Below are 17,180 nucleotides of genomic sequence, written 5' to 3' on the forward strand. Positions count from 1 at the left end.
TTATCGTCCTATTTCAATTAAACTTGGTTCCGTCGTTTGAGAATTGAAAGTAACTAAATCAATATACTGAAAACGCTCACCTGTAAGAACATTATATTTATTTGAAGTCGATTTCATACTAATTGAAGTTGAAGTAACAATTTGCTCCACTATTTTTTTTGCCATCATTGTAACTTTAGAAATACCTCCAGACTCTCCTACATAGGATGCAATAGCGGTCGTTAAGTATTGATTAATGCTAACGTTTTCCTTAGTTGCAAAATATGAAACCTTAGCATGAAGTGATTGAGGTATACGCAAGGTAATTCGCCCACTGAATTCGTCGGACAACGAATGATATGGAAGTGGGAAATTTTCATTAGTTTCATCCGCAATGGCCTTAAAAGTGCGAATTGCATCAATAACAATAGCGTAGGCTTCGCTATAAGTAGACTCAAATGCAGTAATATTCGGAAGCTCTGCTACTCTACCGACATAATAAACTTCATCTTCGATCGTTTCTTTACGAATCGAAATCGTATAAGCTTCAGGATCAAATTCCATTCTGTTTTTCATCGAAATATTCCCTAATTTTTTCCTCATGATCTGCAACTAATTTATGAATCTTAGCGATATATGGAGCTTTAATTGCCTCGCCAGCATTATGTCCACAATTGAAATGTGTATTCTCTAACAGAGGAATGTAAGGATGTATCAGTACTTTATGTCCTGCATTTCCGCAATCTTTAATTTCAAAGCCGAGTTTTCGCAATAATTTACAAAAATCACTGCATGATGTGTTCCGACTGGTCTTTATAGCGTCAAGTTGGACTAGAAGTTTATCAAATTTTGTCATTTATGACATCACCTGCGGTGTCAAATAAGAAAATACTTGTTGAAAAAATATATGCACTGTATTTCCAATATTTTTAATAAGAGCATACAGTAGAAAGCTTTAGAATAAACAACCCCATGGCAAGATCACTAGGTTGTTTATTTTAAACTTAACCCGCAGCTCTCTCATAGCTCCAATACAACAAAAATCCGGTAAACAACATGCCGCCGAGCAGATTGCCTGCGATTACCGGAATGCCGTTCCATAGCCACCAATCTGCGATGGTAATATCCGCGCCCAACCACATACCGGCGGGGATGACGAACATGTTGACGATGGCGTGTTCGTAGCCTAAACCGAAGAAAGTCATGATCGGCAGCCACATGGCGGCGATTTTGCCGATGGTGGCGGTTGAGGTAAATGACATGACGGCCCCCAGCGTGACCATCCAGTTGCACAGCATGGCGCTGACGAAGGCGGTGACGGTTCCGTCGAAACCGAGCTTGGCGTATTCGAGTGTTTTGGTTTCGGCGATGGTGATGGTGCGTTGCAATGCCGGTAAGGTGGCCGGGTCGATGGCGCCCATTTTGGTGGCGACGATGCAATACAAATAGGCGTAGGCAACGCTGCCGGCGAGGTTGCCGATCAGTACCCAGGTCCAGTTTTTGAGCAATAGCGAAAAGGTTGTCCGGCGATCTGCGACTGCGATGGGAATCAGCGCGAAATTACCGGTCGCCAATTCCAATCCGAGCAGCACGATCATCACAAACCCGACTGGAAATACCATTGCGCCCGCCATCCCCCAGCCGGTTTGGGTCGCCGCCAGGATTGCCAAAGTCGTCGCATAGCCCAGGAAAGCGCCCGCCAGAAATCCGCGGATCAGCAATTGCTTTACCGGCAAGCCGGCTTTTTTAGCGCCCGCTTGCAGCATGTTTTCTAGGATTTCTTCCGGTTTGATATACGCCATCGTGTTTACCTTCAGCAAAAAATCGAGGTTGCGATTTTAGCGCATTATCCGGCGGGATTATTTTCAGGCAGAAAGATTTGCAGCAGATCGTTGAGAAAACGCCGCCCGAGCACGGTCGGTTTGATGCGCAAGTGATCGTGCACCAGCAGGCCGCGTTGTTCGGCTTCTTCAAGCTGCGTTTGCACGGCGGCGATGGGCAATCCGGTCCGCTCGCGAAATAAAACCGTGTCAAAACCGCTGGAAAGCCGGAGCGCGTTCATCATGAATTCAAAACCCCGGTCATCGATCGTCAATTGCTGTTGCGTTTGAATCAGCGAATCTCCAGCATGCGCTCTGGACAAGTATTCTTTGGGTTGTTTATAGCGCATCTGGCGCACGATTTTATCGGCAAAGCTGATTTTACTGTGCGCGCCGGCACCGATACCGAGATAGTCGCCGAACAGCCAGTAATTCAAATTGTGACGGGATTCCTTGCCGGTCTGCGCAAACGCGGAAGTTTCGTAGTGGCGGTAGTGATGATTGGCAGCGGTTAACTCGATGATTTCCTGCATTTGCGCGGCTTGCTCGTCATCCGGAAGTTTCGGCGGATAGCGGTGAAACAGCGTGTTGGGTTCCAGGGTCAAATGATAAGCGGAAACATGCGTGACGCCCAGCGCGCAAGCGGTTTCAATATCTTGCTGTGCTTCCTGCAAGGATTGCCGGGGTAGCGCGTACATCAAATCGAGATTGATGTTGTCGAAATTTTTCATCGCGATCTCGACCGCGCGGTGCGCTTCCTGGTCGTCATGCACGCGGCCGAGCGCTTGCAGATGTTGCCGGTTAAAACTTTGTATGCCGATGGATAGCCGGTTAATCCCGGCTTTGCGGTAATCGGCGAATTTCTGCGCTTCAAAGGTGCCGGGGTTGGCTTCCAGGGTAATTTCCGCGAAATGCTCCACCGGCAGCAGCATGCGGATAGCGGTTAACAGCGTGTCGATCGCGTTCGCGCTAAAAAGGCTGGGAGTGCCGCCACCGAAAAAAATGGTGCTGAGCCGCCTGCCCCAAATATCCGGCAACGCCGTTTCCAGGTCTTTGATCAACGCCTTCACGTAATCGTCTTCAAGCGCCTGGTTGCCCTGCTCGCGGATTTCATGCGAATTGAAATCGCAGTACGGGCATTTTTTCAGGCACCAGGGGATATGAACATACAAACTCAGCGGCGGAAGCGCTTTAAATTGCGGGACTGGCAAAACCGGCATGGACATGGAATTAACCTAGTTTCCGCAGCGTCAATAGCGGCGGCGTCGAAAGCGCCGAGCGCGTGCCCAGCAACCCTGCGATTAAAACGCCGATAATGCCGGTTGAAATTCCTACCACCCAAATCCAGGGATTGAACGTATATTCGAGATGCAAGACATGCTTGCCGATGGCAAATCCCATCGCGGTCGCGCCGGCGGATGCGAATAATCCCGCCAAACCGCCGAGTATTGCGAATTCCGCAGCCCAAGCCCGCGACAATTGTTCACGCTTAGCGCCCAACGCCCGGAAAATCGCCGCTTCTTGAATGCGTTCATCCTGCGTAGCGGCAATGGCGGCGTATAACACTGCAAAGCCCGCCAGCACAGTAAACAAGAAAACAAATTCGATTGCCTGGGAAACCTGTTGAATCATCTGCTGTACCTGCCGGATCACCAATGCAACATCGACGACCAGAATATTCGGGAAAGCTTTAACCAGATCATGTATCACCGCAAGATCGGTTGGCGGCACATAAAAGCTGGTGATATAACTCACCGGATAATTTTCCAGTTGCCCTGCCGGTACCAGCACAAAAAAGTTGACCCGGAAGGTATCCCAATCGACTTTCCGGATACTGGTGATTTTTGCGGTGAAATGACTGCCTGCAATATCAAAGGTCAAGGTGTCGCCCAGTTTGACGCGCAGAGTCGTTGCAATGCCTTCTTCGATCGACAACTCGGGTTCATTGCTGCCATCCTGCCACCAGACACCCTGCACGATTTGATTATCGAGCGCCAGCTCGTTCGCCCAGGATAAATTGAATTCGCGCCGGATGTGGCGTTCAGCGTGTAAATCGTCGGCATAATTTTTCGCAGACACTTTTTTGCCGTTAATCTGCGCCAAACGCCCGCGGACCATCGGCGCCATCGCGGGTTGTTCCATCGCATGGTGCTGAAAAAATTCTTCCAAAGGCTGTAATTGATCGGCCTGAATATTCACCAGGAAATGATTCGGCGCTTCCGGCGGCAAGCTGGCGTGCCAATCCTTGACCAAATCATCCTGAATCAGCGTCAGGATCAACAGTGCCATGAGCCCTAAACCGAGCGCTACGGCTTGCAAAATACTGGAAATCGAACGGCGGCGGATACTGGCAAGCCCATAGCGCCAGGCTCCGCCGGCCTGGTGCCGGATGCTTGCCAGAATGCCGATCAGCAGCCAGCCAAGGCAACCGAAGATGACGATTGCGGCTGCAAAACCGGTCACCACGTAAAGACCCAGTTTCAAGTCTTGCGCTTTCCAAATGAACAGCAGCGATAAAGACGCCAAACCTAATAAGTAACCGGCGATGCTGTGAAAATTGGACAAACCGGCATCGCGCCGCAATACCCGCAAAGCCGGAACGCTGCGCAGGTTAAGCACCGGCGGCAAGGCAAAACCCAGCAGCAGAACCAAGCCCAGCAACAACCCTTGCAGCACCGGCATAACGCCTGGCCAAGGCAGATCGGTCTCGACAATGCCTGTCAACCACAGCGCCAACGCTTGTTGCCCGGCGAAACCGATGAAGCAGCCGATCGCGCTGGCGATGACTCCGAAACTTATGAAGTAAACAAGATATAAAAACAGCAATTGGTTCTGGCTGGCGCCCAGACTGCGCATCACGGCGCAGCCATCCAGATGCCGCTGGGTAAAACGGCGCACCGCCAATGCAATCGCTGCCCCTGCCAGCACCACGCTGGCCAGCGCGGTCAAATTCAGAAATTTCTCCGCGCGTTGCAACGCTGCCTTGATTTCAGGCCGGGCATCGCGAATCCCCTCCAGCCGTTGATAGTTAGTCAACCGTTTTTTTGCCCAATCACGAAATTGCTTCACCGAGTCGATCTCTCCGGCAAGCAGCAATTGGTAAGAAACACGGCTGCCTTCCTGGATCAAACCGGTGGCTTCCAGGTCGCCGGCGTTTATCATGGCGCGCGCGCCCATATTAATGAATCCCACCGAATGATCCGGTTCACGCACAATCAATTCGGTTACGATTAACTGCGTGGCGCCGACTTCGACAACATCCCCGCCCCGCAGCGCCAGTTGCGCCATGACTTTTTCATCGATCCAGATAGCACCCCGTGGCGGGATTCCATCTGCGGCTTGCAACTGCGGTTGCGATGCGGCGGCGCTGGACGGCTGGCTGGATAAATAAACACGCCCGCGCAATGGATAACCATCTGTCACGGCTTTTATCTGCGTCAGAAGATTTCCTTCGCCATTGGAAATCATGCTCGGAAATTTGGTAAGCGATGAAATTTTAAGACCTAACCGGCCGGCTTCTTCGGCAAAATGCCCGGGGATCGGCTTACTGGAGATCAGTAACAAATCCGCTCCCAGCAACTGGTTGCTCTCCCGGGCCAGGGCCAATTCGACACGTTCCGCAAAAAAGCCGACCGTCACCATGCCGCTCACCGCAATGATCAGCGCCAGCAACAACACATTCAATTCGCCCGCGCGCCAATCCCGGCGCATCATTTGAAAAGGTAATTTAATTGAATACATGGTGGCGTTGATTATTGGAATAATGATTAAAACCGCGCAGAATCGTCATTCGTGAATCAACCGTCCATCGACCAGCCGGATCTGGCGCGAGCAACGCCGTGACAAAGCTTCGTCGTGCGTGACCAAAACCAGCGTCGTGCCATGCTCGCGGTTAAGTTCGAACATTAATTCGATAATTTGCGTGCCGGTTGCTGAGTCGAGATTACCCGTCGGCTCGTCGGCCAGCAATAACCGCGGATTGGTCGCAAATGCCCGTGCGATCGCTACCCGTTGTTGTTCCCCACCGGACAATTGCTTGGGATAATGATCCAAGCGTTGCCCCAGCCCTACCCGCTCCAGCAAGCGCTTGGCCGGCGTTTCGGCATCGGGAATACGCGCCAACTCCAGCGGCAGCATGACATTTTCCAGCGCCGTTAAGGCGGGTAACAGTTGAAACGATTGAAACACAAAACCCATTACTTTGCCGCGCAAAGCAGCCCGCTCGTCTTCGTCCAATGCGAAGATGTCGACCGAATCCAGATGAACTTTCCCGGATGTCGGTAAATCCAATCCGGCCAGCAAACCCAACAAAGTCGATTTGCCGGATCCGGATGCGCCTATAATGGCGACGGCTTCACCGGATGTGATTTGCAAATTGATATCGTGCAAAATGGTCAGTTGCTGTTCACCGGTTGTTACTTGCTTGGTAAGCGCATCAGTACGAATAACATATTGTTTATTTTGGTCATCCACTAACATGAAAAAAAACTTCCTGTTGATTCTATTTATCGTTATCGCGTTTGCGGCTCCTGCGTCGGCGGTGAGCAAAACGGTCATGGTTTTTGGCGATAGCCTGTCAACCGGCTATGGTATACCGGTAGAAGCCGGTTGGGTTAATCTATTATCGCAACGGCTGCAATCGCAGCATGCCAGCTACCGGATTATCAATGCCAGCGTCAGCGGCGAAACATCACTAGGCGGCCGCAATCGAATTACGCAAGCGCTTGAGAATCACCGGCCCGGGATCGTGATTCTCGAGTTGGGAGCCAACGACGGGTTGCGCGGCGCGGCGATTCAATCGATTTATGAGAATCTGGCAACGATCATCGAGAAATGCTTGCAAGCTAATGCGGCAGTGCTGCTTGTCGGCATGCAATTACCACCCAACTATGGTGGTACTTATACGCAAAAGTTCCAGGCAATCTTCCAGCAACTCGCTGAAAGCTATCAAACTGAATTAATCCCATTCTTACTCACCGGCTTTGGCGAGAAACACGATTATTTTCAACCGGATGGGATACATCCCAATGAAATGGCGCAAGCAATGATCGCAGAAAATGTTTGGGAGGTACTGCAAACCATGCTCGATACCGGAAAGGTTGCCGCCAAACCGGATCAATCCGAGTAATCCATCAAATTTTGGGTATCCGGTTGTTTGCCTTCTAACTGATTGTTTCCGATTCATCCAAGCACTCGACAAATTTCCGCAAATCCTCAGGCAGCGGCGCTTGCAATGTCATCGTGATCCCCGTAACGGGATGCGCAATTTGCAGTGTATGCGCATGCAAAAACATGCGCGTCAGCCGATATGACGCAGTTGCTTTATCCAGTTGCTTATTGATCTCAAAATCACCGTATTTATCATCGCCCAGAATGGGAAAACCGAGATGTGCCAGATGCACACGAATTTGATGCGTGCGCCCGGTTTTGATCTCAGCGTCCAATAAACTGAACGATTTCCATGCGCTACGCAATGTAAATATTGTATGCGCCGGTTTACTGTTCGGCTGTTCCTGTGGCGATATAGCCACGCGACGTTCACCGTTCGCGGCGATATATTTGTTGAGCGCCAGCTTGACGTGTTGTCTAGCGTTGCGCCATTGCCCCTTGACCATTGCTAAATAATGTTTCTTCATCGATCCTTCACGGATTTGGCGATGAAGCTCGACTAATGCGTTCCTTTTTTTAGCGAGAAGTAACACACCGGATGTTTCCCGGTCCAACCGATGCACGAGTTCCAGAAATTTCCAGGATGGATTCTGCATCCGCAATTGTTCGATTACGCCAAAACTGATACCGCTCCCTCCATGAACAGCCATGCCGCTGGGCTTATTGATAACCAGCAAAGCGTCATCTTCATGCAAGATGGAGAAAGCATATGTTTTGCGGGGACTGATAGCAGTTTGCGATGCAGGACTTTGGTTCGACAGGTTGCTAATCGGCGGGATACGCAACAGATCACCAAGCTGCAAGCGGTATTTGGCGTCAATCCGTTTTCCGTTAACGCGGACTTGACCGCTTCTGAGCAATTGATAGATATGACTCTTCGGGATATTTTTCAGCCGCTTGAACAGGAAATTATCAATCCGCTGATCATTTCCTGATTCTTCAATATGCTCTTTGCAAACTGATGTCAGAAACTTACCGGAATTCGGAATTGTTGTGCGATGATCGTTCAAGATGGTAAGAAAGGTTTTATTAGCGATGGCGAGGTAATTTTTTTATTTCTTTTTAGCCCTCTTTCTGTAAAAATTAACACATTGAAAATTCTTTCTGGAAAATGAACCCGAATTTTCTCTGGAATATTTTGGTTTTTTACAGACTACAGTGAGAAATTCACTAATATTATTACAGAAAAATCAGTTTGTATTTGGAACTTTATGTAAAATCTGTTACCTTAAACGTGACCGTACGGCAGGATAGCAGTAGTTAACCGGGTTCTAATATAATATTGAATTACTTAAAATTACAATAAATACGTCTCAGAAAGCTCAGAAAGTTTTTTTAACATAACAAATACATTAAGAAAAAGAAATAAATAATTGATAAACATAAGCTATTATAAAAATATAAAACCCAGACCTCGTCATCACAACTACGTATACCAAAAAATCTATCCCACTCGATTGGGATCAGGAAATTAATAAAATGAACACGTAAGGTTTGGAAATGAAAAGAATGTTATTTAATGCGACCCAGCCTGAAGAGTTGCGGGTTGCAATTGTAAATGGTCAGCAACTCGTTGATCTGGATATCGAATCAGTCAGTAAGGAACAACGCAAGAGCAATATTTACAAAGCTGTTATCACGCGGATCGAACCGAGTTTGGAAGCCGTATTTGTCGATTATGGCTGTGAGCGTCATGGTTTCTTGCCTTTCAAGGAAATTGCCTCCTCCTGTTTTGCTGAAAACGTAGCCGCAACCGGCCGCGTGCAAGATCTTTTGCAAGAGGGCCAAGAACTAATCGTTCAGGTTGATAAAGATGAGCGCGGCAACAAAGGCGCGGCGCTTACCACCTATATCTCTCTCGCTGGCCGTTATCTGGTGCTGATTCCGAATAATCCGAATAGCGGCGGCGTATCGCGCCGCATTACTGGCGACGAACGGAATGATTTACGTGAAGTGATTGCACAACTTGAAGTCCCGGATGGAATGAGCATTATTGCTCGTACTGCCGGTATTGGCCGGAGTGCGGAAGAGCTTCAATGGGATCTGAATTACTTGACGCAGCTTTGGTATGCAATTGAAGAAGCGGCGAACAGTCAGGATGGCGTATTCCTGATTTACCAGGAAAGCAGCTTGGTGATTCGAGCCATTCGCGATTATTTTCATCAAGAAATTGGCGAGATCCTGATCGATAGCCGCGACATTTTCGAGCAAGCCAGCCAATTCATGGCACATGTGATGCCGGCGAATGTTGATCGACTAAAGTTTTATCATGATGATGTACCGTTGTTCTCACGTTTTCAGATTGAACATCAGATCGAAACAGCCTATTCCAGGCAAGTTCCATTACCGTCAGGCGGGTCTATCGTGATCGATCATACCGAAGCGTTGGTATCCGTTGACGTCAATTCAGCACGTGCAATCCGCGGATTAGACATTGAACACACGGCACTTAACACCAATCTTGAAGCAGCCGATGAAATCGCCCGGCAATTACGGTTACGCGATTTAGGCGGATTGATCGTAATCGACTTCATCGATATGGACGTGCAACGAAACCAGCGTGAAGTTGAAGCTCGACTACATGAAGCGCTGCGTCAGGATCGCGCACGCATCCAGGTGGGCAAGATTTCCCGTTTCGGGTTGCTGGAGCTTTCCCGCCAGCGGCTTCGTCCATCACTCGGTGAAAGCAATTATATTCCATGCCCGCGCTGTCAAGGAACCGGCTTTATTCGTGGCACCGATTCATCAGCACTGCATGTACTCAGGATCATTCAAGAAGAAGCGATGAAAGAAAATACCTATGCGTTGCATGTGCAGCTGCCAGTGGACGTCGCTACCTATTTGCTCAATGAAAAGCGACCGGAAATATACGATATTGAAGTGCGGCAAAAAATCAATATTGTCTTGATACCTAATATTCATATTGAAACCCCCAATTACACGGTAACCCGTATCCGTCACGAAGATATCAAAGCTACAGAATCCATTGCCAGTTATAAGATGGTAGAGAAAAATGCGGATGATAATCAGGCAATCGCGATTGAACCGAAAAGCAAGCCCGCGCGGCCGCAAGCGGCCGTTCAAGGCATAACACCCGCGCAACCGGCTCCCATCAGAGATGAGAGGTCACGCGACACGTCGCTTTTAGATAAATTTTTTAGCTGGTTCAAACCGGCAAGCGTCGAAGAAACGAGAATTAGTTTAGAAGAAAAACAATCGACCGAAATCGACAAATCGCGATCAACATCAGAACGTGGGCGTTCACGAGGCCGTCGCGGCGGCCGCATGCGAAGTGACCGCAACAAAGACTCATCGGGAGCTAGACAAGCGAAGCCAAATGAATCGCCCGACCCTGAAGTCAATTCAATCAGTCCGGATGTTACAGTCATAGCACATGATACTACTGACGAAAGCGCGGAATCGCATAAGAACCATCGCAGGCCTGCCCGGCAGCGTAACAACGTGCGCACCGAGGAGACGGCAGCGGATGAACTGACGACGGAAAAACCAATTGAAACCGCAGACGGCATTAATGCTAAAACCACTGATCGCAAGCGTACACGCCGGCACCGCAGTACAAAACCCCGCGACCAATTAGAGAGCGTCAGCAAGGTTAACGAGGAAAATGATTCAACGGATTCAGCGCAAAACTTCATTGCCGTTGCCGATTCCGTGATAGATGTCGCGCGCATCGAAAACGAACAAGCACCACAAGTTGAGATAGCCGATATTCAACCCTCCAAGGTCCTCAAGGAACCCGTTGCTAAAGCGCCTGCCATTGATCCGCCGGTGCCAGTTTCCGAAACAACCGAAGAAAAACCTGCAGCTCCGATCGTCCGCAAAACACTACCGGATTTTTCTGAATCCGGTCTTGTGATGATCGAGACCCCGCCCGAAAAAGTTGAGATGATTGCTGAAGAAATCGTGATTCCTAAACGGCCGAGGAAGAAAACCAAACCCACCGCTGAAGCTTCAGCGGAGCCGCTGGTTCAAATAGAAACACGCGAGTAATCTGATAATACCTAAGGAAATGCTGATTAATCCGGCGAACGAGAGGAAGCACGAGGCGCACGGAACGCAGCAACCGAGACATATCAACAAGATAGGCGAGGATGCGAGAACCGCGTAACGAAGTGATTCGCTCGCGCAGTCAATTAATCAGCGTTTCCCTAGCGCAGGCACATTCGAATCACACTCAATGTGCTTGCTCCCAATTGTCACCAACCCCGACTTCAATGCGCAATGGCACGCTCAGTGTTAATACATTGCCCATCAGCTCCGGTAGCATTTTTTGCATTACCTCGACTTCGCCTTCGGGAACCTCAAGAACCAATTCATCATGAACCTGCATAATAAGTTTACTGTGCAGCTTATGTTGATTTAACCAATCGCTTACGGCGATCATTGCGAGCTTGATGATATCAGCCGCTGTTCCCTGCATCGGTGCGTTGATGGCGGCCCGTTCCGCGCTTTGCCGGCGATTACCGTTGGCATGATTAATTTCCGGTAACCATAACCGGCGGCCTAATACGGTTTCGACATACCCGGATTTTCTCGCTTGCTCCCGGGTTTGCTGCATGTATCGTTCGACTGCGGGATAACGCGCAAAGTAGCGTTCCATATAGGCTCGAGCCACGCCACGTTCAACACCGAGTTGTGCGGCCAATCCAAATTCCGACATGCCGTAAATAAGCCCGAAGTTAATCACTTTCGCGTACCGGCGCTGTTCTTGATCGACCTGATCCGGTGTTATCCCTAATATCTCAGAGGCGGTTGCCTTGTGAATGTCCTCGCCGACAGCAAAAGCTTTCAATAAGCCTTCGTCCTGCGAAATATGCGCCATGATCCGTAACTCGATTTGCGAATAATCTGCGGATAGGATTCGGTGGCCTGGCGGCGCTATAAACGCTTCACGAATCCTGCGGCCTTCCGCCGTTCTAACCGGAATATTCTGCAAATTTGGATCCGAACTTGCCAAGCGGCCGGTCACCGCGACGGCTTGCGCATAATTGGTATGCACGCGGCCTGTGACCGGATTCTTCATTAGTGGCAGTTTATCGGTATAAGTGGATTTCAATTTGGCGAGACTGCGATAGTTAAGCAGCAATTTTGGTAATGGATAGTCGAGCGCCAATTGCTGCAATACATCTTCATCGGTCGAAGGCACGCCGGTCGGCGTTTTTTTGATGACCGGCAACTTCAGCCGGTTAAATAAAATATCCTGAATTTGCTTCGGGGAATTCAGATTAAATGGCTGTTCGGCCAGTGCATGCGCTTGCACTTCCAGGGCATAAAGCTTTTCGCCCAGTTCGTGGCTTTGTTTTTGTAATAACCGGTAATCCAGCAGTACGCCATTACGCTCAATTTCAAATAATACTTCCAGAATGGGCATTTCGATATTTTGGTAGATGCCGCTTAATCGGTCATCCTGTGCAATATTGGGATATAACGTTTGGTGCAGCCGCAGCGTAATATCCGCATCTTCGCTGGCATATTGCGTTGCGTTATCGATGGCAACCTGATCGAATCCGATGCGATTGACACCCTTTCCCGTGACCTCGTCATAACTGATTGTTTTAACATTGAGATGCCGCATAGCCAGGCTATCCATATTGTGCGGCTGATGCGATTCCAAGACATACGATTGCAATAAAGTATCGTGCGCAATCCCTTTCAATTCAATACCATGGTTTGCAAAAATATGCTTATCGTACTTGATATTCTGTCCCAGTTTTGCTCGGGAAACATTTTCCAGCCAAGGCTTCAGTTTCATCAACGCGAAATCCAGGGATAATTGCGACGGCATGCCCGCATAATTGTGCATGAGCGGCAGATACCCTGCATGGCATGCTTCCGTTGCGAACGAAATACCGACAAGCTTTGCCTGCATCGGATCCAAGCTCGTGGTTTCAGTGTCCAAAGCAACCAGTGAAGCGGTTTCCAGCCGTTTAAGCCACGTTTCAAGGTCCGCTTCCGATAAAATTGCTTGATAATCTCCCGGCTTCGTTGACACAGAATCATCATGGATACTGGGCATTATCGCGCCGGAATGATGATTCAAGCCGACTGGATTCGTTTGATAAGTACCGGCTTGTTGCTGCAACTCCCGCAACGAGGCTTTCATATCCAATCTTTCATAAAGTTCGATCAACGCTTCGGTATCTTGAGGTTGCGGCGCGAGTTCGGATATTTTAACCGGCAGATTCACGTCACATTTGATCGTAATCAGCTGGCGCGCCGTGTCGAACCAATCCAGTGTTTTGCGTAAATTTTCACCGATTACACCCTTGATTTCATCCGCATGCGCAATCAAATTGGCTAACGAACCATATTGCACCAGCCACTTAACCGCCGTTTTAGGTCCAACTTTCGGCACCCCCGGGACATTATCGGAGGCATCCCCCACCAACATCAAATAATCCAGAATCCGCTCGGGAGGCACGCCGAATTTTGCCAGCACATTGGCTTCATCCAACACTTCGTTAGTCATGGTGTTCACCAATGTGATCTGCGGATTAACCAGTTGCGCGATATCCTTGTCGCCGGTTGAAATGATGCAACGCATGTTTGTTTCCACTGCCTGCTTTGCCAGGGTGCCGATGACGTCATCGGCTTCCACGCCGTCAACGATCAGCATCGGCCAACCCATTGCGCGTATGCATGCATGCAATGGTTCGATCTGAACCGCCAAATCATGCGGCATGGCAGGCCGATGCGCTTTATACTCCGGATAAAGCTCGTCGCGGAATGTTTTGCCTTTTGCGTCAAAAATACACGCGCTATAATCCGCATGATAGTCTTTGTGTAAGCGCCGCAGCATATTGAGCACACCATGAACGGCTCCGGTCGGCTCGTTATGACGGTTACGCAAATCCGGCAACGCATGAAACGCGCGATACAGGTACGATGAACCATCAACCAACAGCAATGTTTTCATTCTTTTAATTTCCTATGAGCCTACAAGATAAACTGAATACCCAAATGTCTGTCGAAAAACCCTGGTCAGCCAAAGAATCATGGCGATTGTTCGGAATTATGGCAGAATTTGTCGAAGGAACAGAGCGTCTCGATACCATCCAACCCGCTGTCAGCATTTTCGGCAGCGCCCGGACTCATCCCGACAATCCACACTATCAATTAGCCGAGCAAATTGCAAAACAACTTTCCGACGCGGGATTCGCAGTAATTTCCGGCGGCGGCCCCGGGATCATGGAAGCTGCTAATAAAGGCGCTTATTATGGAAAATCTCCCAGTATCGGCCTCAATATACAGCTACCGCACGAACAACACCGCAATGCCTATCAAGATATCAGTCAAACTTTCCGGCATTTTTTTGCACGCAAATACATGTTTGTGAAATTTGCAACCGCCTACGTCGTTCTTCCGGGAGGATTCGGCACTCTGGATGAATTAATGGAAGCGCTCACACTGGTGCAAACCGGGAAAACCCGCAAAATGCCGATCATTCTCGTGTATTCAGCGTTCTGGAATGGATTATTGGGTTGGTTTAAAAATGCATTGATTGCTGAAGGTTTCATCTCAGCTGAAGACATGAACTTAATTCAAGTCATCGATGAACCGGATCAGGTGGTCAAGGCAATCTTTCAATATTATGAGACCAGCGGATTCGAACCTACTGCCGCGGAAAAAGAAATTCAGCTCAATTTGTAACTTATACCAACAATTTTAGGTAGAATATCCGCTATATCTGGACTTACCGGCAACTGACATGCACCTGCATCGACTCATTCTAATCCTGCTGCTTAGCATTGCAACGCCCGTCATAGCGCAATCTGAACAGCCCAAGCAAGCGAAAAAACCGTCACACCCGGAAAACTTGATTCCCTTGCCAGAACCTCCGGAATTACCGGCGGAACTGGCAGACCCGCCGCCACATCTACCGGATATTCAAGCGGATCCTGAACTGGAAACGCAAGTAACCATCATTAAACGCGGGGAGGATATTATTGAAGAGCATCGTGTTAATGGAGAGCTACTGATGATTAAAGTCATACCGCGCATCGGCCCTCCGTATTACTTGAAAAAAAATACCGCGCGTGATTATCACAATCATCCTGGAGAAGCAGGTATTGATGTCAGTCCTCCCATGTGGCAGATATTAAAATTCTAGTTGAGAAATATTGAACAAACAATTGTATTAAAAACATATTCCCCATATTATCGCTCCGCTTTCTTATTCAACGAATTCATGTCTGTTTTTACCCCTGTCACGGATAGCCAGCTTACAGTTTGGTTAAAAGATTATTCGCTTGGCCAGCTTGTCCATTTGCAAGGTATCTCATCGGGTATCGAAAATACCAATTATTTTGTGACGACGACAGAGGGTAAATACGTATTAACGCTTTTTGAAAAATTAACCAACGCGGAATTACCCTATTATCTGAATTTGATGGCGCATTTGGCACAACACGGTATCCCATGCCCTGCCCCGATTCCCAGATTGGATCAGCAATTGCTCGGTGAGTTGAATGACAAACCCGCCACGATTGTTACGTGTTTACCCGGACAATCCGTGCTGTCGCCGACCGGTGCGCAATGCGCAGAAGTTGGCGCCATGCTGGCAAACATGCATATCGCGGGACAATCGTATACCGGCCACATGGGCAACCCGCGCGGACCCGCTTGGCGGCAAGCAAGAGCGCCGGAAGTTTCACCGTTCCTATCCGCCGCCGATCAATCACTGTTAACCAGCGAGTTGGATTTTCACCGCAAAACACCTGCAGATGCATTACCAAGCGGCGTCATTCATGCGGATCTGTTTCGCGATAATATCCTGTTTACCGGTCACCACATTGGCGGAGTGATCGATTTCTACTTTGCCTGTAACGATTTTTTCTTGTATGACTTGGCAATTACCGTCAACGATTGGTGCATGACTGGAGACAAAGTATTGGATGAGCAGCGCACGCTTTTACTGATAAAAGCCTATCACGCCATCCGTCCGCTCACCGCATCCGAACATGCGTCCTGGTCCACGATGCTGCGTGCGGGTGCATTGCGGTTCTGGATTTCCCGGCTTTACGATTATTATTTACCACGTCCGGGTGAGTTAACGCACGCCAAAGACCCAACGCATTTCCGCGACATTTTGCAGAACCACATTGCCAATACCAAGAAACTGCAGCAGCTGTGGGTATAGCTGCTGATATTCATCCCGATCACTGAAATTAACTGGAGACGCATCCATGGAAATTCATCAAGTCAACGCCAAACAAGGACTGCAATGGATCTTAAGCGGTTTTTATCTGTTTGCAAAAGCACCGCTCCCTTGGGTATTCGTATGCTTTACGCTGATGCTCGTTGCCATGACCATTGCATTGATACCCATGCTGGGGCAATTCATCTTCACGCTGGTATCGCCGGTTTTCCTTGCCGGGATCATGCTGGGTTGCAAAGATATGGAACAAGGCAAGGCACTTGAAATCGCACATCTATTTGCGGCATTTAAGCGTAATGTGACGCCATTAATCACCATCGGCGGTATTTATCTGATTGGACAAGTATTGATTATCGGTTTGGTCATGCTGATCGGCGGTTCTCAGATGACCGACATGATGCTATATGGCAAAAGAGTGGACGAAACCCAATTGATGGGTGTCATGAGTAGTTTCCTGACTTCAATACTGCTGGCCTTAGTGCTCTCCATTCCGTTGATGATGGCTTCCTGGTTCTCCCCGTTATTGGTTATTTTTCATAACATTGAACCAATTCCGGCAATGCAAAAAAGTTTTTTTGCCTGTTTGAAAAATATTATTCCATTCCAGATCTATGGCATCGTGCTCATTATCCTGACCATTATCAGCGTTATGCCTTACGGTGTCGGACTGGTGGTATTGATTCCCACGATTTTTGCATCGATTTATGTGAGCTACAAAGATATTTTTCTGAAGGAACCCATTCGCTTCAAAAACACGGGTAACCAAGCGGATTTTCAGAAAGCCAACTGGAGTCATGCCGATAATGAATCAAACTCGAATGACCATAACAAAAAAACGGAAACTGCAACTCCGGGTGAGAACACACTAAAAGAACACGATGAACTGGTGGAATGCGCGCAGTGCCATTTACGCATCCCGCGTCATGAAGCGATTACTGACAAAGAACAATTTTATTGCAGTGACAAACATCGCGAGCAACATCAAGCCGCGCAACAATCGAACGAATAATCCATTCATTCGATTGCTGCAACCG

General features: G+C 48.6%; 14 protein-coding genes. 6 read left to right on the forward strand and 8 right to left on the reverse strand.

Translation table 11 applies throughout. The features are described from left to right. The 6 genes from RBH92_RS07740 to RBH92_RS07765 all read right to left on the reverse strand — a co-directional run bounded on the left by RBH92_RS07740 (window position 1) and on the right by RBH92_RS07765 (window position 6,278). Window positions 1-555, reverse strand: coding sequence for a toxin-antitoxin system HicB family antitoxin (locus RBH92_RS07740; RefSeq protein WP_307931542.1), 555 nt, complete (start codon window positions 553-555; stop codon window positions 1-3). Beyond that, window positions 533-835, reverse strand: coding sequence for a hypothetical protein (locus RBH92_RS07745; protein WP_307931543.1), 303 nt, complete (start codon window positions 833-835; stop codon window positions 533-535). The genes RBH92_RS07740 and RBH92_RS07745 overlap by 23 nt, the downstream gene beginning before the upstream one ends. Before the next feature lie 148 nt (window positions 836-983). Further along, a complete protein-coding gene (locus tag RBH92_RS07750; protein ID WP_307931544.1) occupies window positions 984-1,781 on the reverse strand; it encodes a formate/nitrite transporter family protein in 798 nt (265 codons plus the stop codon). A 44-nt stretch (window positions 1,782-1,825) separates the two neighbouring features. Next, window positions 1,826-3,019: a radical SAM family heme chaperone HemW gene (gene hemW / locus RBH92_RS07755; RefSeq protein ID WP_307933943.1), complete on the reverse strand. Its 1,194-nt coding sequence runs from the start codon at window positions 3,017-3,019 to the stop codon at window positions 1,826-1,828. Window positions 3,020-3,029: 10 nt separating this feature from the next. Further along, the gene (locus RBH92_RS07760; protein ID WP_307931545.1) at window positions 3,030-5,540 is read right to left on the reverse strand and encodes an ABC transporter permease; all 2,511 of its coding nucleotides are present in this window, start codon (window positions 5,538-5,540) and stop codon (window positions 3,030-3,032) included. Between the two features lie 45 nt (window positions 5,541-5,585). Then, window positions 5,586-6,278, reverse strand: coding sequence for an ABC transporter ATP-binding protein (locus RBH92_RS07765; RefSeq protein WP_307931546.1), 693 nt, complete (start codon window positions 6,276-6,278; stop codon window positions 5,586-5,588). Here RBH92_RS07765 and RBH92_RS07770 point away from each other — a divergent pair. Beyond that, window positions 6,277-6,927, forward strand: a complete 651-nt coding sequence (locus RBH92_RS07770; RefSeq protein WP_307931547.1) for an arylesterase — start codon at window positions 6,277-6,279, stop codon at window positions 6,925-6,927. The genes RBH92_RS07765 and RBH92_RS07770 overlap by 2 nt on opposite strands. A 34-nt stretch (window positions 6,928-6,961) precedes the next feature. Here the strand turns inward: RBH92_RS07770 and RBH92_RS07775 are convergent, their stop codons facing one another. Next, window positions 6,962-7,978 (reverse strand): RluA family pseudouridine synthase, encoded by a 1,017-nt coding sequence (locus RBH92_RS07775; protein WP_374049926.1) that lies wholly within the window; start codon window positions 7,976-7,978, stop codon window positions 6,962-6,964. A gap of 490 nt (window positions 7,979-8,468) precedes the next feature. Between RBH92_RS07775 and RBH92_RS07780 the strand changes: the two genes are divergently transcribed. Further along, window positions 8,469-10,979, forward strand: coding sequence for an Rne/Rng family ribonuclease (locus RBH92_RS07780; protein WP_307931548.1), 2,511 nt, complete (start codon window positions 8,469-8,471; stop codon window positions 10,977-10,979). A 184-nt stretch (window positions 10,980-11,163) separates the two neighbouring features. On the opposite strand, the gene polA is transcribed toward RBH92_RS07780, so the two are convergent. Continuing rightward, entirely contained in the window at window positions 11,164-13,905 is a 2,742-nt protein-coding gene (gene polA / locus RBH92_RS07785) for a DNA polymerase I (RefSeq protein WP_307931549.1), read from the reverse strand. A 14-nt stretch (window positions 13,906-13,919) separates the two neighbouring features. On the opposite strand from polA, the gene RBH92_RS07790 reads away from it, so the two are divergent. The 4 genes from RBH92_RS07790 to RBH92_RS07805 all read left to right on the forward strand — a co-directional run bounded on the left by RBH92_RS07790 (window position 13,920) and on the right by RBH92_RS07805 (window position 17,155). Next, window positions 13,920-14,639, forward strand: a complete 720-nt coding sequence (locus RBH92_RS07790; RefSeq protein ID WP_307931550.1) for an LOG family protein — start codon at window positions 13,920-13,922, stop codon at window positions 14,637-14,639. Window positions 14,640-14,697: 58 nt separating this feature from the next. After that, entirely contained in the window at window positions 14,698-15,099 is a 402-nt protein-coding gene (locus tag RBH92_RS07795; RefSeq protein ID WP_292923919.1) for a DUF2782 domain-containing protein, read from the forward strand. Window positions 15,100-15,177: 78 nt separating this feature from the next. Further along, window positions 15,178-16,128: a homoserine kinase gene (locus RBH92_RS07800; protein ID WP_307931551.1), complete on the forward strand. Its 951-nt coding sequence runs from the start codon at window positions 15,178-15,180 to the stop codon at window positions 16,126-16,128. 46 nt (window positions 16,129-16,174) lie between these two features. Continuing rightward, window positions 16,175-17,155: a BPSS1780 family membrane protein gene (locus tag RBH92_RS07805; RefSeq protein WP_307931552.1), complete on the forward strand. Its 981-nt coding sequence runs from the start codon at window positions 16,175-16,177 to the stop codon at window positions 17,153-17,155. The last annotated feature ends 25 nt before the right edge of the window (window positions 17,156-17,180 follow it).

This window comes from Nitrosomonas sp. sh817, assembly GCF_030908545.1.
Taxonomy (GTDB): Bacteria; Pseudomonadota; Gammaproteobacteria; order Burkholderiales; family Nitrosomonadaceae; genus Nitrosomonas.